Annotated in this window: 18 protein-coding genes and 1 tRNA gene; 10 read left to right on the top strand and 9 right to left on the bottom strand. The window is 58.2% G+C overall.

The genetic code is table 11. The features are described 5' to 3' along the window. On the top strand, positions 1 to 472 hold a 472-nt coding region (locus B3H86_RS09460), incomplete at its 5' end, for a hypothetical protein (protein WP_292053246.1). A gap of 112 nt (positions 473 to 584) precedes the next feature. On the opposite strand, the gene B3H86_RS09455 is transcribed toward B3H86_RS09460, so the two are convergent. Then, complete coding sequence (locus B3H86_RS09455; protein WP_292053245.1) at positions 585 to 3,224, bottom strand: TonB-dependent receptor domain-containing protein; 2,640 nt, start codon at positions 3,222 to 3,224, stop codon at positions 585 to 587. A gap of 92 nt (positions 3,225 to 3,316) precedes the next feature. Between B3H86_RS09455 and B3H86_RS09450 the strand changes: the two genes are divergently transcribed. The 3 genes from B3H86_RS09450 (at position 3,317) to B3H86_RS09440 (ending at position 5,440) form a co-directional block, all read left to right on the top strand. Next, on the top strand, positions 3,317 to 3,937 hold the full coding sequence (locus B3H86_RS09450; RefSeq protein ID WP_242915584.1) for a GntR family transcriptional regulator: 621 nt from the start codon (positions 3,317 to 3,319) through the stop codon (positions 3,935 to 3,937). Between the two features lie 101 nt (positions 3,938 to 4,038). After that, positions 4,039 to 4,446, top strand: a complete 408-nt coding sequence (locus B3H86_RS09445; RefSeq protein WP_242915582.1) for an organic hydroperoxide resistance protein — start codon at positions 4,039 to 4,041, stop codon at positions 4,444 to 4,446. Between the two features lie 16 nt (positions 4,447 to 4,462). After that, a complete protein-coding gene (locus tag B3H86_RS09440) occupies positions 4,463 to 5,440 on the top strand; it encodes a zinc-binding dehydrogenase (protein WP_292053243.1) in 978 nt (325 codons plus the stop codon). Positions 5,441 to 5,840: 400 nt separating this feature from the next. Here B3H86_RS09440 and B3H86_RS09435 read toward each other — a convergent pair whose 3' ends face one another. Genes B3H86_RS09435 through B3H86_RS09425 form a run of 3 tightly spaced genes read right to left on the bottom strand, consistent with a single transcriptional unit; the run spans position 5,841 to position 9,470 of the window. Continuing rightward, the gene (locus B3H86_RS09435; protein WP_292053241.1) at positions 5,841 to 7,751 is read right to left on the bottom strand and encodes an AAA family ATPase; all 1,911 of its coding nucleotides are present in this window, start codon (positions 7,749 to 7,751) and stop codon (positions 5,841 to 5,843) included. After that, complete coding sequence (locus tag B3H86_RS09430) at positions 7,748 to 8,263, bottom strand: ABC-three component system middle component 5 (RefSeq protein WP_312820793.1); 516 nt, start codon at positions 8,261 to 8,263, stop codon at positions 7,748 to 7,750. Before B3H86_RS09430 ends, B3H86_RS09435 begins: the two co-directional genes overlap by 4 nt. Then, a complete protein-coding gene (locus tag B3H86_RS09425; protein WP_292053238.1) occupies positions 8,256 to 9,470 on the bottom strand; it encodes an ABC-three component system protein in 1,215 nt (404 codons plus the stop codon). The genes B3H86_RS09430 and B3H86_RS09425 overlap by 8 nt, the downstream gene beginning before the upstream one ends. A 381-nt stretch (positions 9,471 to 9,851) precedes the next feature. Here B3H86_RS09425 and B3H86_RS09420 point away from each other — a divergent pair, with 381 nt between their 5' ends. Continuing rightward, the gene (locus B3H86_RS09420) at positions 9,852 to 10,112 is read left to right on the top strand and encodes a hypothetical protein (protein WP_292053236.1); all 261 of its coding nucleotides are present in this window, start codon (positions 9,852 to 9,854) and stop codon (positions 10,110 to 10,112) included. Here the strand turns inward: B3H86_RS09420 and B3H86_RS09415 are convergent. Then, entirely contained in the window at positions 10,078 to 10,290 is a 213-nt protein-coding gene (locus tag B3H86_RS09415; protein ID WP_292053248.1) for a helix-turn-helix domain-containing protein, read from the bottom strand. The two genes, B3H86_RS09420 and B3H86_RS09415, sit on opposite strands and share 35 nt — an antisense overlap. 139 nt (positions 10,291 to 10,429) lie before the next feature. Here B3H86_RS09415 and B3H86_RS09410 point away from each other — a divergent pair, with 139 nt between their 5' ends. Beyond that, positions 10,430 to 11,065, top strand: a complete 636-nt coding sequence (locus B3H86_RS09410; protein ID WP_292053234.1) for a hypothetical protein — start codon at positions 10,430 to 10,432, stop codon at positions 11,063 to 11,065. A gap of 139 nt (positions 11,066 to 11,204) precedes the next feature. Here B3H86_RS09410 and terL read toward each other — a convergent pair whose 3' ends face one another. Genes terL through B3H86_RS09395 form a run of 3 tightly spaced genes read right to left on the bottom strand, consistent with a single transcriptional unit; the run spans position 11,205 to position 14,557 of the window. Then, the gene (gene terL / locus B3H86_RS09405; RefSeq protein ID WP_292053233.1) at positions 11,205 to 12,683 is read right to left on the bottom strand and encodes a phage terminase large subunit; all 1,479 of its coding nucleotides are present in this window, start codon (positions 12,681 to 12,683) and stop codon (positions 11,205 to 11,207) included. After that, entirely contained in the window at positions 12,680 to 13,090 is a 411-nt protein-coding gene (locus B3H86_RS09400; RefSeq protein ID WP_292053231.1) for a DUF5681 domain-containing protein, read from the bottom strand. The genes terL and B3H86_RS09400 overlap by 4 nt, the downstream gene beginning before the upstream one ends. Before the next feature lie 15 nt (positions 13,091 to 13,105). Then, positions 13,106 to 14,557 carry a site-specific DNA-methyltransferase gene (locus B3H86_RS09395; RefSeq protein ID WP_292053229.1) on the bottom strand — a complete coding sequence of 484 codons (1,452 nt, stop codon included), beginning with the start codon at positions 14,555 to 14,557 and terminating at the stop codon, positions 13,106 to 13,108. Positions 14,558 to 14,981: 424 nt separating this feature from the next. Between B3H86_RS09395 and B3H86_RS09390 the strand changes: the two genes are divergently transcribed. The 3 genes from B3H86_RS09390 to B3H86_RS09380 are packed head-to-tail and all read left to right on the top strand — an operon-like array spanning position 14,982 to position 17,256. After that, complete coding sequence (locus B3H86_RS09390) at positions 14,982 to 15,230, top strand: DUF3489 domain-containing protein (RefSeq protein WP_292053227.1); 249 nt, start codon at positions 14,982 to 14,984, stop codon at positions 15,228 to 15,230. Then, on the top strand, positions 15,227 to 15,646 hold the full coding sequence (locus B3H86_RS09385) for a DUF2924 domain-containing protein (RefSeq protein WP_292053225.1): 420 nt from the start codon (positions 15,227 to 15,229) through the stop codon (positions 15,644 to 15,646). The genes B3H86_RS09390 and B3H86_RS09385 overlap by 4 nt, the downstream gene beginning before the upstream one ends. Continuing rightward, positions 15,646 to 17,256: a recombinase family protein gene (locus B3H86_RS09380; protein WP_292053224.1), complete on the top strand. Its 1,611-nt coding sequence runs from the start codon at positions 15,646 to 15,648 to the stop codon at positions 17,254 to 17,256. The genes B3H86_RS09385 and B3H86_RS09380 overlap by 1 nt, the downstream gene beginning before the upstream one ends. Positions 17,257 to 17,858: 602 nt before the next feature. Here B3H86_RS09380 and B3H86_RS09375 read toward each other — a convergent pair. Beyond that, positions 17,859 to 17,948, bottom strand: a tRNA-Ser gene (locus B3H86_RS09375). A gap of 134 nt (positions 17,949 to 18,082) precedes the next feature. On the opposite strand from B3H86_RS09375, the gene B3H86_RS09370 reads away from it, so the two are divergent. After that, positions 18,083 to 19,180 carry a septal ring lytic transglycosylase RlpA family protein gene (locus B3H86_RS09370; protein ID WP_292053223.1) on the top strand — a complete coding sequence of 366 codons (1,098 nt, stop codon included), beginning with the start codon at positions 18,083 to 18,085 and terminating at the stop codon, positions 19,178 to 19,180. Positions 19,181 to 19,186: the final 6 nt, after the last annotated feature.

The raw sequence follows: 19,186 nt of genomic DNA, 5'->3' as shown, positions 1-19,186 counted from the left end.
TAGGGATCTTTCGACTTCGCTTAGTTATCCTGACAGCACCGTTTATTCCCTGATTTTGAAAAGGAGTATTTTGGGCATGATTGTTAAAATGATGTCAGTTGCTGTCGGGGCCTGTCTTCTATCCACCGCGATGGCATCAGTGGCCACAGCGCAGACTCCGGTTCCTCCCGTTACGACCGCCAGTCCGGGCTATCTGTTTCCGAATGATCGTTATCAGCGCGAGCGCGAGGAGCGGAACAGACAATCACGCAACGGCGAGACAACGCGCTCTGCACCGGCAAGCGATAATCCATGTTCTCCCGATGCTTTTCCTGCGGCTGAAAGACGAGCGATGGAAGCACGTTTTGCGCAAATCGATCGCACGCAGGGTCGGGCAGCTGCGACGGCCTATGTCACCGAACAAGGACGCCTGTTCAGCGAGCGGCTTATTGCTGAAGGGATTTGCACACGCGACGGTCGACCTGTTCGCTAGTGGTCGGACCAGTCTCGCAGTGGTGTCGGTTTAACGTGATTGTCGAAATGGCGAAGGGCTGCGCGGCCATTGCGCGCAACCCCGCCAGATGTTCTAGAAACGCCCAGATGTTCTAGAAACGCTTTGTCAGACTGATGCTGGTAATGCGTCCGCGCGGGTCAGCCGTTACCGGATCATAGCCCAGGAAGTGCTGGCTCAGAGGCGGGGCTTTGTCGGCAATGTTTATGATGCCCAGGCCCAGTTCAAGATCGTCACTGACGCTGTAGGTGTAATGTATATCGGCGGTTGTCTGGCTGGCGATCGAGGTGTCGGTAATGCCGGCCCGATCGTTTTTGTAGCCACTGGTGTAGTGCAACAAGGCCGTAATGGCGTGGGTCTGGTTTTGCCACGAAGCCATGAACTCTCCGCGGTTCTTAGGCAGGGAGCGTCCCAGTGTGTTCAGGTTTGTCGAGCCAACACCTGAGATTGACGCGCCTGATCCGCTGATACGGATGTCGTAGGTGTCCACCATCGTCCAGGTCGCGCCAGCACTGAAATGACCATTGCCAATCGGGCGGCTGTAACGGGCGGATACATCAAGGCCTGATGTCTCTATTGACGAGGCATTGATGAAATAGAGCTGCACCATGCTAATCGCGCCATTGGCGCTGCGTTTCACACGCTGTTGAGCGGCGGTGCCCGTTAAACCGGCTGCATCATCTGCGGCGGCCTGATCGATGATCGGTTGGGGGGCTTCCTTGATGACAAGGTTGCTGTAGTCGAACTTCCAGCCATCAAGCAAGAGTTCCAGACCGCGTACAGGTCTCCATACTGCACCTAAAGTCAGATGCTCGGAGGTTTCTGGCTCGAGGTCCGGATTGCCGGATGTGAGGGTGTTCGCAAAAATATAGCTGCCTCTGTCGAAGATGGACGGCTGTGCGGCTTGCGCCCCTTGTGTGGTGTAAACCGATGGCGCGCGATACCCGCGTCCCCATGATCCGCGCAGAGCCAGAGATTCCATAGCATCCCAGCGCAGGGCCAGTTTCGGGCTGAGTTTGCCTGAAGACCCGTCATAGGTTTCGTAACGGGCGGCCAGCAGCGCTTCGATATTATCGGAAACCTTCAGCCGGGTTTCGGCAAAAGCCGCAAACGTGTCCTGAGTGCCGTCAAAATCAGGGGCATATCCTGCGGTGAGCAGGTCGCCTGAATTGACCTGATCGTTCCAGTTGTGACGAAAACCACTGGTTCGATATTGCAGGCCCAGTGCAAGGTCCAGCGTTGCCGCGTTCCATTCCCCGACGCGGCCGTCCATACGGGCTTCGGCTGTTACGAGGTCTGCGCTGCCGTCCAGTCGGGTTTCTCCGGCCAGAGTTTCAAGCAGTGCAGTGCTGTTTGGTGTCCCGGTTCCCAGAAGGGCGCTACCAAACGGATTATAGAACTGGCAGTTGCCGACACCCGCTGATCCGGTAAGGCGCGAGCAGTCTGCGCCGCCAAATCCTTCAAGAGCGTCCTGTAGGGCGCTGCCAATAACATCGGGCTTGCTGTAGCGGACATCCTGACGACTGGCTGTGGTTTCGAAAGACCAGTTCCATGCGTCATTGAGATGGCCAGAGGCTCCTGCGGCTATGCGCCATGTCTGATAGTCAAACCTGGCCGTAGAGGCGCCTGCAATTCCCCCTATCAGACGACCGCGGAACAGCACGTCTTCGCCATAAGGATTATCGGGATGGAGTTCCGGTATTGTGAGCGTACGCGACAGGATCGGCAGGGAAGGGGTCTGTCTTGCGCGCGTATGCGTCGAGGCCCATGCGGCTTGCCCCCAATAGGAAACCTCGCCCGCATCCTTGCGATAATCCGCAAAAATCTGGGTGCGGGTTTCTTCAGGCGTCAGATCAAAGAAGTCGGAATAATCCAGACGACAGAAGGGGTCTTCTGGAGTGTTGCGATAGCTGCCGACAAAGGCAGGGTTATCGCAGTCGGCATCGGCAACATAGGCACCGCTAGAGGGGCGGTAATAGGATCCCGGCTGTCCATAGCTGCTGACCGCGCTCCAGCTGGCCCGCCCGTATCGCTCGGCTTGTGTGAAGTCACGTTCGTCGGACCCAAGTGCCGAGCGATGGAAATGGGATGCGGCCAGGATCAGGTGCCCGTCAAAAAGATCGAAGCCGCCGATGCCTTCGATAACGCTCTCGTCCGATCCGTCATTCGTGGCATATTTTGCGCGTAGTTCTGGACGGTCGACAGTCTTGCGGCTGATGAAGTTGACGACGCCCGCGACGGCATCCGAGCCATAAATCGCAGAAGCGCCGTCTTTCACGACCTCGACACGCTGAAGGGCGATGGTCGGGATCAGGGAATTAATATCTACAAAAGCCGATCCGTCCGTCGCCACAACGGCGCTGTTGGTCCACCGCTGGCCGTCAACAAGCACGAGTGTAGAGCCCAGACCGAGGTTGCGCAGGTTGATCTGTGCCGTGCCCGAGCTTTGCGGATTATTGAGTTGATCGACGAGATTTTCCGATCCTGAGTTGGCTCCGATCAGGCGCGTGATCTGGGACAGGTCTGTAATGCCGGCTGCCTGAAGTTCTTTCTGGCCAAGGATCTCTACGTTTGTCAGTCGTTCTGCGCCAGATAAACGCGACCCTGTGACGACGATGTCTTCTACTTGAACCGAACGCACGGGATCATTGTTCGCCGATGCGCTGGCCGACGAAACGAGGATCGGGATTGCCGCTCCGGCGCAGAGAAGGGATTGGCGATCAAGCTTGATCATTATCGATAAAATCCAGAAGAACTTTGACAAGTTGCGTCTAGCTGGAGCATGGCAGCCATTATGTCATTCAAAAACGCCATAGATTATCGATAATGCGTGAACCGACTTTGGCTGAACGTATCGCGGACGAGCTGGCCCAGCGCATCATCATTGGCGATTTGAAGCCGGGAGAGCGCCTGCGGCAGGAGGTGTTTGCGCATGAGTTCAACACCAGTCATGTGCCAATTCGCGAAGCTTTTCTGCGCCTTGAAATCCGCAAGCTTGCTTTTAGCGAACCGCGCCGCGGCATGAGGGTGGCCCCGTTGGGAAGCGGGGATACACGCGAAATCGCGCGCATGAGAAGCGCGCTAGAAGTTATGGGGCTGCGAACGTTGTCGGGCAGACTGGCGCCCAAACAACTGGCCAAGGTCAAGGAAGCTCTGGTTGCCGGGGATCAGGCAACCGATCTGGTGGCGTGGGAGGCTTCCAACCGGGCTTTTCATGTGGCGCTGGCCGAGTTGTCGCTGATGCCGCGGCTGGTGGATGCGGTCAGGGATCTCAACATTGCTTTCTCGCGCAATGCTCTGCGCCACGGCAGTCCTGAAGGCTGGAAGCCGGGGTACAGCAATGATCACCAGCGTATCTATGAGTGTCTGGAAAGCGGCGATTACAACATGGCTGCTTCTCTGCTAGAGACCCATATCTGGCACGGTGAAAGGGTGTCTGCACGTTAAGTGCGGACCCGTGTCTTACGAGCCTCAAGCTTATGTGACTGGTCTCTCGTTGTCCGGGGGCTAAACAGGTTTCATTCCAGTTCAGCTCCGAGGATTGAACGATGAAGATTTTCTACAAAACCCGTGCCACTGCGACCGGTGGACGTTCAGGACACACCGCGCTTGATGATGGTGGTCTGTCGTTTGATCTGGCGCGCCCCGGAACGGGCGAAGTCGGTGCCAACCCCGAGCAGTTGTTTGCCCTTGGCTATGCGGCCTGCTTTGACAGCGCCCTGTCGATGATCGCAGGGCAGATGAAGCTGGAAGTCACCAGCAAGACCTCGGTCGAGGTCGGCATCGGTCAGCGCAGTGATGGGGGCTACGCACTCGATATTGATATCTACGTCGAGACCACCGGCATCGACACCGAACAGTCTGAGAAGCTTGTCGAGGCTGCGCATCATGCGTGTCCGTATTCGAATGCGACACGCAACAATGTCGATGTGCGCCTGCACGTGACTGCACTTTAAAAGACCGGAGAGCGACATGCGTAGTGCTGTCCACCAGACATTCGGCGAACCCGCCGAGGTTCTCGCGCTGGCGAAGAGTGCCGTTCCGGAGCCTGGCCCAAGGCAGGTGAGGATCAAGACTATACTGTCTCCTATTCATAACCACGACCTTTGGACGGTGCGCGGGCAGTATGGTTACAAACCGGATCTGCCTGCCATCGGTGGCAGCGAGGCCGTAGGTGTGGTGGATGCGCTGGGGCCCGATGTGACGGGCATTTCTGTGGGGCAGCGTGTGGCTGTTGCCGGTGTTCACGGAAGCTGGGCAGAGTATTTTCTGGCATCTGCGGGCGGTTTGGTGCCGCTGCCCGATGCTATCCCCGATGAAGCGGCCGCCCAACTGATTGCCATGCCTTTCAGCGCGATCACCCTGCTTGATTTCCTTGGCGTAGAAAGCGGTGACTGGGTGATCCAGAACACTGCCAATGGGGCGGTCGGCAAAACGCTTGCCATGTTGGCGAAGGCACGCGGGATTAATGTCGTGAACCTGGTTCGCCGTGATGCAGGAATCGAGGAGTTGGCCCTCGTCGGTATCGGTAATGCTGTTTCCACAGCATCCGGATCGTGGAAGGACACGGTTCGCAGCCTTGTGGGAGATGCCTCTATTAAAGCTGCCGTTGACTCTATTGGCGGCAAGGCCAGCAGCGACCTGATAGGCTTGCTGGGCGAGAACGGGCTGCTTGTTTCGTTCGGAACCATGGGCGGTGAGCCCATGCAGATCCCTTCCGGCGACGTTATCTTCAAACAGGCCGTGGTTAAGGGGTTCTGGGGCTCGAAAGTCAGCGCTGCCATGCCCGCACCCAAACGGGCCGCTTTGATCGGCGAGCTTCTTCAACTGGTTGTATCAGGAGAATTAAAGCTGTCGGTCGAGGCTGTGTTTGATCTCGCCCAGATTTCCGAGGCTGTTAAGGCGTCCTTGACCCCGGGCAAGACCGGCAAGGTTCTTTTGCGCCCCTGATTGCTGAAATGACTTGGTCAGAGTGCTTGTTTGGCACTCTGATTTTCCGGTGTTGATGAATTTTCGACCTTTCTACGTCTTTATAAGCACTCTGAGAGACGATAAGGCTAAGCTATATTTTTTGAACCGAGATTTGGCGCGTTGGCTTGGCTGCGTGCTACTTCAGACGTGGTGGCAGTTTTGAAAACTTTACAGACGAAACTGTCGAGGCAGCCGCTCAGGCGGAGCGAACCGTATTCGAACTGACTGTAGGATTTCTTGGAATGGTCCTTAGGCGCAAAAGGGCAGGGGCGTTTACCCAAAAGCGGACCTTCAAAGATTCCGAGAAGGGCTCTAAGGCGACCTTGGTAAGGTCGGCTCTATGGCAGCTTGGATGGTCATGGTGTCTCGCCGTGGCCAACTAATTTCCGATGCGGAGGGTGCGTCGCTGTTTGGTGTATTTTCCGCCGATGACGTGGGCGCTTCCTTCGAGTTCCGGGGCAATCTTCGAGGTCGAGAAGATGATCTGGTGATCGGCCTTGGAGGCTTCGCTGGCCTTCACGATCAGGCGCTGGAAATTCCAAGAGCGCTCCTGGACCATTCCCTTGTCTTCGATGTTATCCATCAGCATGAAGCGTGGAAGATTGAATTGCGCGTCGTTCAGCGAGGATATGAAAAGGCTCAAAAGGAAGCTGTTCTTCAAGACCACCATGCCGCTGGCGCTGCCGACCCGGTTCTTGTCGCCATTGATCGCCATCCAATCGCCCGCGAAATCGAACGAAAACGACCGAACATCCCCATAGTCGTTGTGTTCGGGCAGGTCCTTGGCGATGAGTCTTTTGACGTTTTCTGAGACAGCGGTGTAGGCGATATGCTTGCGTCGCGTCTGGGCGTCGCTCGTCGTTTCGATCTGAGCCTTCAACCGGCTGATGCGCTCGTTGAGTTGCTCTTTCTCCGCGGTGAGGGTGGCGATTTCCTCTGCCAGCGCGACGCGGTGATTGAGCTGGTAAATCTGGCTGTCAAGGAAGCCAATCTTCCGGCTGATGTCGGCGATGAGGTTGTCGTGTTTCGAAGCCGCGCCTCTTCGTCCAAGCTCACTGGCTGCGGTGGCCGCCTTCAATCGAGCGTTCGCGCTGCGAAGCTGCGATCGGAGCTCGACGAGGCGTTCTTGCCGCTCGGTCTGCAGCGATAGGGATTCATTGATCTGCATCTCAAGGTCCAGTTTGACCGCGAGAGCTCTTGTTTCGTCCTCGGCCTTGTCGTGTTGCACGCCGCAAAGGTGGCAAGCGGTCTCACCATGATCGTGGCCTTTGACTGGCGCAAAGCAGGACGGGCAGAATTCGAACCGCACCGCGCCCAGAGCGAAAAAGGCCGAGGAAGCGTCGTCGAAATCGTTCACCGCGATACGCAGGTGGTCAATGAACTGGTCGGCGTCGGCCAGTTCGAACTCCAAGGTCTCGATCTGGTCGTTCAATGTTGCAACTGCGGCCTTGGCCTTGGAAAGTTCTTTGCGCTGGGTACGAACCAGCTTGTCGGCTTCCGTGCTGGACATCGCCTCGTCGGCGTCGCCGAGCAGCGCCATCAACTGGGTATGCAGATCATCGCGTTCCTTGACGGTGTTGCTCAGCGTCGCTTCAACGAACTCGACTAGGACTTTATCGCCATAGCTACTCGCGACGCTGATCAAGCTCCGCAAACGCGTCGAAATATCGGCATGATCTTTCGACAGATCTCGCAGGATCAGCTGCATAGCGTAGAGGTCGTAGCCGCCGAGCCCGCAAAGTAAATCGCCGACCGCCTGGCGAGTTTGCCATGTGTCGAACGGCTCAACTCGGAAGATGCGTTGGATCGGGGTCAACTGATCCGAGTAGAGCACCCGTAGCAGCTGATGCATGGTGATGTTGCTTACGCCATCACTAATCGCCTCAGGTATGCCGATGGCGGTGAATAGCACTTGGCTGAAGCTGTAGCCGTCCTCGGAGCGTTGATATGGGAACGTGTCCCATTCACGCATGTCACCCTTTACGGCACTATCGTATCCGCCGAAGTAGATCGCCATTGGGCGCAGGCCAACAGTGGAAACGTCGCGCCGTAGGGTAAGAACGGAGTCGCCCGCGCCAACCTCCAACAACACATAGTCTGCGAGGCCCGCTTCGTCGCGCCACTCGCGGACGTCGCCGCCGAGCCCGAAATATATGAAGTCGGCGATCGTGCTCTTACCCGAGCCGTTGTCGCCGTGGATTATGTTCACGCCAGCATGAAACGCCTGATCGTAAAGGACGTGCTTGCCTCGGTGTACGCTAAGCCGGTTGATTTTGAGTCTGGCGGTCATGTCGCGATTGATCGGGTCGGGAGGCCGGCTTTGCGATAGATGCTGTCGCGGCCCGTAAGGGGGATCTCAGAGAAGGTGCCGACGAGGAACGAAGTTAGCCCTCCGTCTTCGGCATTCTTGTTTTGTGCTCGCTGTACCAGCTGATCGGGCCAGCCCGCGTTGGGCGGGGATGCAATTCGCCTCTTAAGGTCGTCTGTCGAGAACAGCCCGCGAGCCATGAGCTGTGTGATCGCCGAGTTCTGATAGAGGCGAAGGTCCTGAAAGACCGCAGCCGAGCTAGGAAGGCGTACAAAGATTTTGTCGGGCGCGGCGATAGCGAGCTCGCGAAAGAGTTTCTTCGTGTCCTGCGGCATCGAAGCCTTATGGAGCAGCGAAGGGTAGAGCAGATACATATCGAGGATGCGGAGGCGTTCGATCTCCAGCGTCCCGTTCTTCGCGACTAGAAGGCGCATAAAACGGAAGGCGCAATGGTACGCGTCCCTCGAGGGGTGCCAGAGCCGGAAGCTAGCCATTGTCCCAACTCACGTGGCAGTTGCCCGCCAAGTAGTAGAAAGCCCGGTCGACAAGGGCGGACGTACCGTCGGCTCCGTCGGCATCATCGGCTTTCAGCGCTGCGTCCAGCACCTGATCCTGGAGCGCTGCATCTACGGTCTGATTATCCGCGCCATTCGCAATCAGCGGCGCGATGTGCCGGTGGAAGCGCGTTTCGACGTTTGACATCAGGCGCGTATAGCGCCGGACAGCTGCTGGTTGGGCAATGTTGCGCTGGAGTGTCATCGCAAAACGCTCCTTCTGGGCTTCGGCTCGTGTGATTAGGTGAGCGCGCTCCGCATCTGTGAGCTTTTGAGCTAGGCTGCGCCGGTCGGCGGGAGCTTGGGTCGTGTAGGCAGCGAAATCTCCGGCAATCTCGTCGTCGCCACTGCTGCCAGCCCCCCCGCCCGAGGCTTGGATTTCTTCCAACAGGGCCTGCAGAAAGCCGCAGACGGACTGGTAAAGCTGGGCGTCGCGATTTTCGAGCTTGGTGATGGTGACGTGGTCGGCCTGTATGGCGACCGGACCGCAGCCGAAGACGTTCGGGTTTGCTGTGACCTGGTCGACGATCAGGTTGCCGAGGTACTTTTCGACCTCATAATACGACTCGACCTTGATCTGATTGTTCGTCGCGTAAGTGCTGAACCACTGCGCGAGATCAATCAGCGCGTCTGCTTTATATTCCAGCTCTCGGATAGACTTGGATGTAGCTATGCGAAGAAGCGTATTTACAGCCTTGGGGAGTTGCGATCCCGAGTGTGGGGTCGCGATGAAGACCGTGGCGCGTGTAAGCCCGCCGACCCGCTTGCGGCGGTCGCTCGATGCGTCCTGGGCTTTGCGCAGCATCTGTTTGACGATGAGGCCGCCCAAACTGTGGGTGATGAAGACGAGCGGCCTATGGGGCGCAACCCGATTGGCGAGGCGGTCGAGGAGTATGGTGGCGCGGTCTGACAGACTAGCGCCGGCGCCCTTTTTGAGGCTGCCGACCAGGGAGGAATCGTATCCCGCCGAATAGACGTTCACATTTTCGAAGTCGCCCGCGACCCATTTTGGCCAGTACTCCCCATTTGAATGGGTCCAGGTTCCAAAACAGTCGCCGGTAATGCCGTGAACGAATACAATGTCGAACAAGGCGTTGGCCGAAGGCTTCGGACGACTGCCAATATATTCGAACCGTGAATCAGCCATGCTACCGCCCCCCATCGGTAATTGGGCCGCACGCGCTGTACAAGTCAAGCTTGCGGCGTTCGTAGTGGGACCGTTCGCGGCGCGCTACATCGTAGCTTAGTGGACCTCGGCCTCGGTCAAGTTCCGTAGCGCTCGGATGCCGAAAGCGAGATATTTGTAGAGCTTGTTTAGCATCATGCTCCCCTGCGCCAGACCGCTAAGTTCAATCCGAGGGGCAATGCCGAGGGCGTGCGGCGCGCGGTCAAGGGCTGCGAACGCACCGTGCGCTCCTATTGCGAATTTCGCCTTCTTGGAAGGGCGCAGACGGCAGCTCATGGCGCATATGCGAAGTTCCGTCACTTTGGAGTGGACTTCGCCCGCGACCAGAGCGGTAGTCCGTTCATGACCTCAGATGATTTGTACCAAGGCATGTTCGACCGCGCTGATGCGTTGGAGGCGAAGTTTCGGCTGGGCGTGTTTGCCGGACATTTGGCCGAGTATGCCGTGAGGCTTTCGTCCGATTTGGATATGCTAGAATTATCCGGCGCGGCGGGTTGCCTGCAAAGCTATCTGGAAGATGCCAAAACCTTGGCGCAAGCCATGGAAGTGCTGGATCGCCGCTCGCGACCTATTCTTCCAGGGCCACCAACTCGCTCAGCGTGATCTCAAGGCCTGCAGCGAGCTTTTCCAAGACGGAAATTGTGGGGTTTCGGATACCGCGCTCAACACCCGAGACATAGGTACGGTGCAGGTTTGCGCGATGCGCAAACTCGTCTTGCGACCAGCCCTTGGCTTGGCGCAGCTGCTGCACGCGCAGTCCGAGTTTTTGGCAAACGTCCATAGGGGCAGATGCGAGCAATGCATCTGATCGGGCGACAGACGATGAGTCTCATTTTGGTTGACTTGTCAGCGACATCTGAGCGACCAGTCCCTCACCAAAGAGACTCATAGGATGAGTCATTCAACGCAATGGAGGGGCAGTGGCTGGCTTCAAAGTCATACTGGATGATCTTGGGATCGAGACGGCATCAGCATCTTGCTATTACTCGAACATCACCTTCTCGGACACTAAGGGGAAGTTCCGAAAGTACGGAGCAATCGGGGTTACGCCGATCTCGGTGGACAGTACCACCTCCGGCACCTTGAAGGGCGCGGCATGGGGGATGATCCTAGCGGGGCCTATCGGCCTGGCTGTAGGTTCCATGGTCGGTGGCGGCATGAAAGTCGCGTTTGAGCTTCACACGCTGGAAGGCGAGACGCTTAAGGGGATAGCGACCAAAGGGAGCTACCTAGACATCAAGAAACAGGTGGAAACGCGCCCTGCAAAACTAAAGCCTCCCAAGAAGGTACGGTTGCAAGGAGAAAAGCCTCGTGTGGTCAGTCTGAGCCTTTTTATCGGTATAGCGGTCCTGCCATTTATCTTTGTCTGGTTGCTGTTTCGTTGTGGTTATTCGGCCCGATCACGATTTTTGGGGCTTTTGTGGTTCTTCGTGTGGTTCCTTGGAATCTCTAATCTGCCTGCGTCTCCCTCGGATGATGTCGCAGGTGTTCAAAGTCGTTCAGAAGTGGTTGCGCCAGATAACCACACCACTTCCCTTGAAGACTCCGACCCGTAGGAACCTTACCGGATGTCATTCTGGCACTGGGGTGTCCGTGAAGTTTGCCTGTCTTCAATTGGACTTCGCATGAGACCTGAAGCGTCAAACCGCTTCACGACACGCAACAGCGGCGTCGTTTGACGCCGCTGTTTTCGTTTCAACGCGGCCGAGGCCCGTCGCGACGTATGTCGGGATCCTTGAGGATATTGCGACCCTGACGACTGGGAGCCCAGTTGAGGAACTGGCTGAGACTGTCGACCTGATCGTCATAGCGGGCGGCAGGAAAGGTCTGCATCTCGCGATGGAGATCATCACGCCAGGGCGCTGAGCGCGGTAGTTTGGCAAAGCCGGAATAGAGCCGCTCCACCGAGGCAAAATACCGCTCGGCCTTGGGCAGGGTGGCGTTGATGCCAACCCGCATACAGGCACGGGCATGGTGTTGGGGATCACTGATCCCGCGCATGTCTCGTGCGAGGTCTTCCAGCAGGGCCGGTCCCACAGAAGACTTTTCGACCAATATGGCATCGGCCTTCCAGAGTTTGCGCTCATGCCGCACACGGGCCAGCAGGTCCGGATAGAGCAGGCGCTGGCGTATCACATCGAGCAAGAGCCAGCTTGTGCCGTCATGTCCCCAGATGGTGCCGACCGAATAGTCGGCCTTGGGATCACTGGAGGAGGCCACATCCCAACTGTGCACCACCTTGTTGAGACGGGTGCGTGGTGGGGCCTCATCGTAGAACTGGACCTTGTCCCATTGCAGATAGTCCCCTTCCAAAGGTGTCGGGTTCTGCTGGTACTGGGCTTCAAAGGCACGCGGGCCCATCTCGGCCTTGAGCTGGTCGAGGACTTCGCGTGGTTCACGCTGTGGATTGAGCACATCGCCAATCCGCCGGCTATGGGTTCGGCCCCGTGACAAGGGAATGATCTCGTCGCGCATGGCAATGGCGGGCAGGTCGAGATGGCGATAGCCACCTTTGGAACTCAGGTGAGCCGAGACATCATCTTCATGCAGTCGCTGCTGGATGGCGATGACGGCACCGGTCTGTTTGTTATCGAGACGGCTCAGCAGGGTCTCGTCGACAAACCGCTGTGCCTTGGCCCGCGCTTCCGGATAGGACGCGTCCTGTGCCTTCATCAGGTCATCAATGATAATCAGGTCGGCCCCGATGCCTGTGACTGTGCCGCCGACGGCGGTGGCAAAGCGATAACCGCCTTGGCGCGTGCCAAGGTCCGCTTCTGTATCGCGGATGATGGAGGCGGCAGTTTGTGGAAAGACTTCGCTATACCAGCGCGACTGGATCACCTTACGAAAACTGCGCGACAGGGCGGCTGACAGCTCCTGACCATAGCTGGCGCAAATGATGCGGGTCTCTGGCCGCTGGCCCAGCAGCCAGGCCGGAAACGCCACCGTGGTCATGATCGACTTCAGGTGACGCGGCGGAACAGTGATCTGCAGGCGGCGCTCATAACCTTGCGCCACCTCGTGCAAGGCTTGGCACATGGCCGACAGATACCAGCCCCGCGATAGCGGAGTGTCCGGGTTCAGATGACGAAACACGAGTTCAAGGAAAACCTCGAACTCGCGCCTGGCCAGGCTGTGAACCATAATCTCCGCGGGCAGGGGCAGCGCACTCATGATGCGCCCCCTTCACCCGATGAAGAGACGAGATCGGCCATATAGGCGTCGATGATCTCGTCATAGCCCGCAGGCTGGATCTCACTGGGGCGATGCGCCTTGTTCTCTTCCAGCAGCGAAGAGGGGCTTTCCGCCTCGATTTTGAGCAGGGTCTGGAATGCTTTGGGGCAGCCTTTGACGGCCTTGTCGACCTGTTGGCGTACCGCGATCTGGCGCTTGGACATCTTCTTGGTCAAGCCATCGACGGTGACGGCAACCTTGCGATCCAATTCTTCACTCAGAAGGGTGGCCATATTGCGTGAGCCCTTGGGCCGGCCTTTGGGGTTACCGCTTTGACCCTTGGTATATTGATGGGCCTTGGGCGGCCTTGCAAATCCGACCGCATAGTCTGTGAGGGTGTGGGACATGACACATCACTCCCATCACGCGGCTAGGGCCCGGGTGCGAACACGCACACGAGGTTGGGGAAGGACAGGAGAAGACGCGTCTGCCCTTGGCTCGGTCGGCACCACGCTCAACTGCGGTTGGGCTTGCTCTTCACGCTCATGGCGTACCTGTTGGAAGGTCTGGCCGGTGGAGGCCAGGATGGCAGCACGGCCCGTATAGTCCTGCCAGCGCATGATCCCGACATCGACATAGCGCGGATCCAGTTCACTGGCGCGGCCGTGACGACGGCTGGCTTCGGAGGCGATGATGGTGGTGCCGCTACCGCTAAACAGGTCCAGCACTACATCGCCGGGGCTGGAGCTATCGAGGATGGCATCACGGATCAGGGCCATGGGTTTGACCGTCGGGTGCATCTCGCGGGCCTTGGCCTTCTTGGCTCCAAAGCCGTTGACGCCTTCATAGGCCCAGACATTGGCGCGGTTACGCCCGTGCTTGCCCAGTTCGACGCGGTTGAGGTGCGACGCCCCAGACTTGCGGAACAGGAAGATCAGCTCATGGCGTGAGCGATAAAAGCTGCCCATACCACCAGACGTCTTGTCCCAGACGATCAGGTTCAGCAGTTCCATCTTTGCATGGTTGGCTGCAGCCAGGGTGTGGGCCATGTGACGCCAGTCCATGCAGAAATAGCAAAGACCGCCTTCTATCAGCGCTTCGCTGGAGCGAAGAAGGACCTTGGTCAGGAACTGGGTGAACTCGTCATCGCTCATCTCGCCAGAGGCCATGACGAACTCTTCGTGCTTGCCAGAGCCGGTGATGTGGCCTGCGACCTCGACATTATAGGGGGGATCGGTGACCACCACGCGCACCGCATCGCCTTGCAACAAGGCGGCCATGGTCTCGGGCGCTGTGGCATCGCCGCAGTAAAGCCGGTGATCACCGAGCAGCCATAGATCACCCAAACGGCTGACAGGATTTTGGGGGCGATCGGGCAGGGTGTCAGCGTTCTCGCCGCCGCCATCCCCTTCCAGGATCAGGCTGTCGATGCGGGCTGAAGACAGGCCGGTGACCTCAAGGCTGAAACCGAGATCGATGTTGGACAGGTCTTGCAGTTCAAGGCCGAGCGCCTCGGTGTCCCAGCCGGCTAGTTGTCCGAGCTGGTTCTCGGCAATGCGGAAGACCCGCAACTGATCGGGTGTAAGGTGGCGGATGCGAATGCAGGGAACGTCTTGGAGGCCCATTTTGCGGGCGGCTTCCAGACGGCCATTACCGGAGATGATCTTGCTGTCCTGATCGATCAGGACCGGTACCAGAAAGCCGAACACCTCGATGGCCTTGGCTAGTGCGGTGATATCGGAGGCTTTGTGGAGTTTGAGTTTGCGACCTTCCGCAATCAGGGCCGTGATCGGCAGATATTCGATCGACAGCTGAATGGATGCGGGAAGGTTGGGTGCGTCTGGAACGGGAGCGTCGTGCGCAGGAACGGTCATGAGCATAGTCCTTTTATGCAGGCGTGAGGGCGCACGCCCGCACTGCAGGACTATGCCGCCTCAGCCGAAGAGGGAGAGAGGTTGTGACGGCAGGCCGGCATCACCGGCTGCTCTGGCGTCTATGAGTAGGTGAAACATTTGTTCGAACGGGCCGTAGCCAAGGAGAATGAAAAGACCGGAGCCAAGAAGAGGAAGATCAGACCGAAGCCAAGAGGGGGATCACAAGAGGAGCAACTGAGGGACTTACTGAGTTCAACACGGCACAGCTGGGAAGCGGCCCAAGCTTTGGCAATGGGGCCAGCAAAATCTTTTTGAACACCGGTGGACTAGCGCTGCAATCGGAGCGTTAGTGCGGGTGTTCCGCCCGGCCAAGCCGGGCTCGGATCAGTAGGGGCAAGCCGCTCCGTCCGATCCGAGGAACACCATGCTGACCTTCCAGAACATAGAGCCGCAACCGGTTGCAAAGGCACCCAGCAAACAGGCGCAACTGATTACCCTCCTGCAGCAAGAGGGTGGGGCCACGATGAAGGCCATGACCCATGCCACAGGCTGGCAACCGCATTCGGTTCGAGGCGCAATCGCCGGCGTGCTACGCAAGAAGGGCTATCAGGTCCAAAGCCACACGCATGAGGGCATGCGCTACTGGTCCATTAAGACCGAGGTGACCCAATGAGCCAGATCAAGGCCTTGGTCGCAGCGGTGGCGACGATGACGCTGGACGAAGTGCGTCAGGTCTGGCGTGGGAGGTTCGGTGAGCCACCAGCCCTACGATCGACCGATCTGATGAGAAGGGCGCTGGCCGACCGGTTGCAACAGGAGGGCTCATCGCATCCGCTGGACAAGCGTTTGGCGCAGTTAGCGGCGCGCCATCGCACCGGCTCCAAGCCCACCGTGGTAGCCCACAGCTTCAAAACCGGTTCGCTGCTCCAACGCGAATGGCAGGGCGAGCGCCATCAGGTCGAGGTAGTGGAAGGTGGCTATGTCTGGAAGGGACAGAACTACAAGAGCCTGTCAGCCATTGCCCGTAAGATTACCGGCTCGCGCTGGAACGGCCCGCGCTTCTTTGGTCTGCGCGAGGATCAGGCCTGATGCAAACCAAGACCATTCGCTGCGCCATCTATACCCGCAAAAGCACCGAAGAGGGGCTGGAACAGGACTATAACTCCCTGCATGCCCAGCGCGATGCCTGCGCGGCCTACATCCTCTCGCAGGCAGGTGAGGGCTGGACCCTGTCGCCGGAGGTTTACGATGATGGCGGATATTCGGGCGGGACTATGGAGCGTCCGGCCCTCAAGCGGCTGATGGCCGACATCGAGGCCAAGCGGATAGATGTGGTGGTGGTCTATAAGGTCGATCGCCTGACGCGCTCGCTGGCCGACTTCTCCAAGATTGTGGAAGTGCTGGATCGTACCGGCTCCAGCTTTGTCAGCATTACCCAGGCCTTTAACACCACCACCTCCATGGGGCGGCTGACGCTGAACGTGCTGTTGTCCTTTGCGCAGTTCGAGCGTGAAGTGACCGGCGAGCGGATCCGCGACAAGATCATTGCCTCCAAGAAGAAGGGCCTGTGGATGGGAGGCACCCCGCTGCTGGGCTATGACCCCGACGGGCGCACCTTGAAAATCAACGAACAAGAAGCCGAGGCGGTGCGCTGGATGTTTGCCCGCTATCTGGAGGTGAAGTCGGTACACCGGATGGTCAAGGATGCCTCGGCTAAGGGCATCTGCGCCAAGCGCTGGGTTAATCGCCATGAGGTCGAGACCGGTGGCGGGCCGTTGCAGCGCGGGGCCATCTACTACCTGCTGCGTAACCGCACCTATATTGGCGAGATCCCACACAAGGATGAATCCTATCCCGGCCAGCATGAGGCGATCATTTCTCGCGAAACCTTTGATGCTGTGCAGACCTTGCTGGATGAAACACGCCGCACCCGAAAGCCCGGCAAGGCCCGCCCCGCACATACGGGCGCACCGTTGTGCGGAATGATCTTTGATAGTGCAGGGCAGGTGATGTCGCCGGTCAATGCTAGCCGTAAGGGCGGGGCGACCTACCGGTACTATGTCTCGACCGCGGTTCAGAAGGGGCGCAAGTCTGAAGCCGGTGTGCATCCCCGCGTGCCTGCGCCGGTAATCGAAGAGGCCGTGCTCAAGGCGGTGGCTCCCTTGCTGGAGACCAAGACATCACCGAGCTGGGATCAGGTGCGTGATGTGATCGACCGCATCGAGGTCCAGCGCGAGGGGCTGCAGATCAGACTGGACCCGGCGCGCATAGCCGAGTGCCCTATCAGCGATGCGGGAATGATGAGATTGGCGCAACTGGATCAGGAGCAGAACCAACCGGTGATTCTCTGTCCGATCCAGATCACCAAGCGCGGCGGACTGACCGTGGTGGGCCCCAATGGCACAGACGCCATAATCAAGCGCCATCTGGATCCCGCCCTCAGTTCGGCCTTGGTCAGGGCCGAGGCTTGGAAGCGCAAACTCTTGAACGGCGAGGTGACTCGTCTGGAAGATCTGGCCCGCGCTGAAGATATCAACCCGACCTATGCCGCACGGATGCTTCGGGTGGCTTTCCTGGCTCCCGAGATTAAGGCCAAGATCATTGAAGGTTTAACTGACGAGCGTCTGACTTTGCAAAACATCATGAGGCAGGAGGTGCCGCTGGATTGGGATGATCAGCGGGCTCTTTTTATGGGCTGATCTTCTCCCTGATATCTTGATTTAAATCTCTGATACGGTCGATTTATTCCCTGCTCGGCCGTTTTAATTTCCCTGTTAATTTTTAAGGGAAATGAGCTGCCGCACTATGAAAAGCCCCGCTAAGGCGGGGTTTTCTCTGTTTGGCGTCAGGCTCGGACTATCAAAACACAGGCGATATTCCCTGTTATTCCCTGTTAACAGGCAAAGGACACGCCAAACCCTAGCGCCCCCGGGCGAACGGAGACGGGCGGGAGAATGAGGGGCGGATATGCGCCAACAGCCGTTGTCAGAGACGGCAAATAGCCCGAGTGGGCTGTGCAAGTATCGGTAATGTCGGGGGTATTTTCGGATGTTCCGCATAGCCCGCTTTAGCGGGCGAATAGATGGCGGGAAGATATGGATTCGAAGCTGAGACATAGTTTTGGCTGCAAGCCACGGAAATGTCGCGGATTAAAGTATCCAAAACCTACCTTAGAGATTTTGATAAAGTATATAGCCATTTTTATTGGAAATATTCATAACTTACTCAGTCTAAGATGTAGATTTTAAGTAAACATGACTAGTGTGTGCTTAATTATACTTACTAGTTGTTGTGGAATAGATGGCGGAAGAGGTGGGATTCGAACCCACGGTAGGCTCTCACCTACGCCGGTTTTCAAGACCGGTGCCTTAAACCGCTCGGCCACTCTTCCGTTTCATCGTCGGGTCCGAGCGATTCCGACGAGAGTTGGAAGGGGTGAATAGCGGCATCGGGGCGATTGCCCAAGAGGGAAAAGGGATAATCGGCGTTAACCATATCGGAAGCAGGAGCTGGCCATATGGTTTCATGCAGTTGGCGCTTGCTTCCCCCGATCCGACCCCGGTCGTTACCGGCGCGTCTGTGTCTGTACGCCATATCGAGCGTGCCGGCCGATATGTGCTTGTCCTTGCGGCGGCTCTGACCCTGGCTGCGTGTGCCGGTTCGGGTGGGAAGGGTGGTCCGGTTCGGAATATCGCTGTGGTGACGGATCCGGCACCGATCGTTTCGGGAACGATGCGTCCCTATACCATCAGGGGGCGTACCTATCGCCCTGCGGAGCAGCCGAACTATGACGAGACGGGCATGGCGTCGTGGTACGGACAGTACCATCACGGACGTTCGACCTCATCGGGCGAGCGGTTCGACATGAACGCCCTGACCGCAGCGCATAAGACACTGCCTTTGCCCAGCATGGTCGAGGTCACGAATACGGCCAATGGCCGGCGGGTATTGTTGCGGGTCAACGATCGCGGCCCGTTTGTCGACAACCGGATCATCGACCTTTCGCGCGGTGCAGCCGAGGCCTTGGGTCTGTTGGAGCGCGGAGTGGGAGAGGTTCGCGTTCGCTATGCGGGGCGTGCGCCGCGGACAGGCGGTGGTGTCGTGCTGACCGAAGGCGGTGGCCGTGCCGAGCCTGCGCGTCGTTCCGGATCGCGTTCTACGACCGAGCGTCCGTATAATGAAGTCGTCCGCGAGCAGACCACGTCACGTCGTCCGACCGCGCAGAGCCGCACGACCAATACGGTCCCGATTCCGCAGCAGCCATTGCCGCCGGTTATGCCGCCGAGAGATGCGCCGCTGGTGCTGACGCCCCAGTCGCCTTCGCCCCAAACTCCGCCACCACAAACTCCGCCACCTGTGGCCAATCCTGTGCCGACCTATGTTCGGCCCGTGGCTCCGCGGCCGCGCTATCGTGTGCAGGTGATTGCTTTTGACGAGCGGGCCTTTGCCGATGGCATCGCGCGACGTCTTGGCGGCGATACGGTTGTGGAAAGTTTCGAGCGCAATGGCCGCACGCTTTACCGCGTCGTGGCGGGATCATTCAGCGATCAGGCCGTGGCGGAACAGGCTCGTCAGGCCATCATCGCACGTGGATTTGCCGAAGCCCTGTTGATAGCCGACTAAATCGGG

It is taken from the genome of Brevundimonas sp. UBA5866 (assembly GCF_002432125.1).
GTDB lineage: Bacteria > Pseudomonadota > Alphaproteobacteria > Caulobacterales > Caulobacteraceae > Brevundimonas.
Note: the sequence above shows the minus strand (reverse complement) of the source record. Positions and strands in the feature narration are given on the sequence as shown.

Coding starts and splice junctions, on each gene's coding strand:
- B3H86_RS09455 (WP_292053245.1), bottom strand. CDS start 3,224: ATGATCAAGCTTGATCGCCAATCCCTTCTCTGCGCCGGAGCGGCAATC.
- B3H86_RS09450 (WP_242915584.1), top strand. CDS start 3,317: ATGCGTGAACCGACTTTGGCTGAACGTATCGCGGACGAGCTGGCCCAG.
- B3H86_RS09445 (WP_242915582.1), top strand. CDS start 4,039: ATGAAGATTTTCTACAAAACCCGTGCCACTGCGACCGGTGGACGTTCA.
- B3H86_RS09440 (WP_292053243.1), top strand. CDS start 4,463: ATGCGTAGTGCTGTCCACCAGACATTCGGCGAACCCGCCGAGGTTCTC.
- B3H86_RS09435 (WP_292053241.1), bottom strand. CDS start 7,751: ATGACCGCCAGACTCAAAATCAACCGGCTTAGCGTACACCGAGGCAAG.
- B3H86_RS09430 (WP_312820793.1), bottom strand. CDS start 8,263: ATGGCTAGCTTCCGGCTCTGGCACCCCTCGAGGGACGCGTACCATTGC.
- B3H86_RS09425 (WP_292053238.1), bottom strand. CDS start 9,470: ATGGCTGATTCACGGTTCGAATATATTGGCAGTCGTCCGAAGCCTTCG.
- B3H86_RS09420 (WP_292053236.1), top strand. CDS start 9,852: ATGACCTCAGATGATTTGTACCAAGGCATGTTCGACCGCGCTGATGCG.
- B3H86_RS09415 (WP_292053248.1), bottom strand. CDS start 10,290: ATGGACGTTTGCCAAAAACTCGGACTGCGCGTGCAGCAGCTGCGCCAA.
- terL (WP_292053233.1), bottom strand. CDS start 12,683: ATGAGTGCGCTGCCCCTGCCCGCGGAGATTATGGTTCACAGCCTGGCC.
- B3H86_RS09400 (WP_292053231.1), bottom strand. CDS start 13,090: ATGTCCCACACCCTCACAGACTATGCGGTCGGATTTGCAAGGCCGCCC.
- B3H86_RS09395 (WP_292053229.1), bottom strand. CDS start 14,557: ATGACCGTTCCTGCGCACGACGCTCCCGTTCCAGACGCACCCAACCTT.
- B3H86_RS09390 (WP_292053227.1), top strand. CDS start 14,982: ATGCTGACCTTCCAGAACATAGAGCCGCAACCGGTTGCAAAGGCACCC.
- B3H86_RS09385 (WP_292053225.1), top strand. CDS start 15,227: ATGAGCCAGATCAAGGCCTTGGTCGCAGCGGTGGCGACGATGACGCTG.
- B3H86_RS09380 (WP_292053224.1), top strand. CDS start 15,646: ATGCAAACCAAGACCATTCGCTGCGCCATCTATACCCGCAAAAGCACC.
- B3H86_RS09370 (WP_292053223.1), top strand. CDS start 18,083: ATGCAGTTGGCGCTTGCTTCCCCCGATCCGACCCCGGTCGTTACCGGC.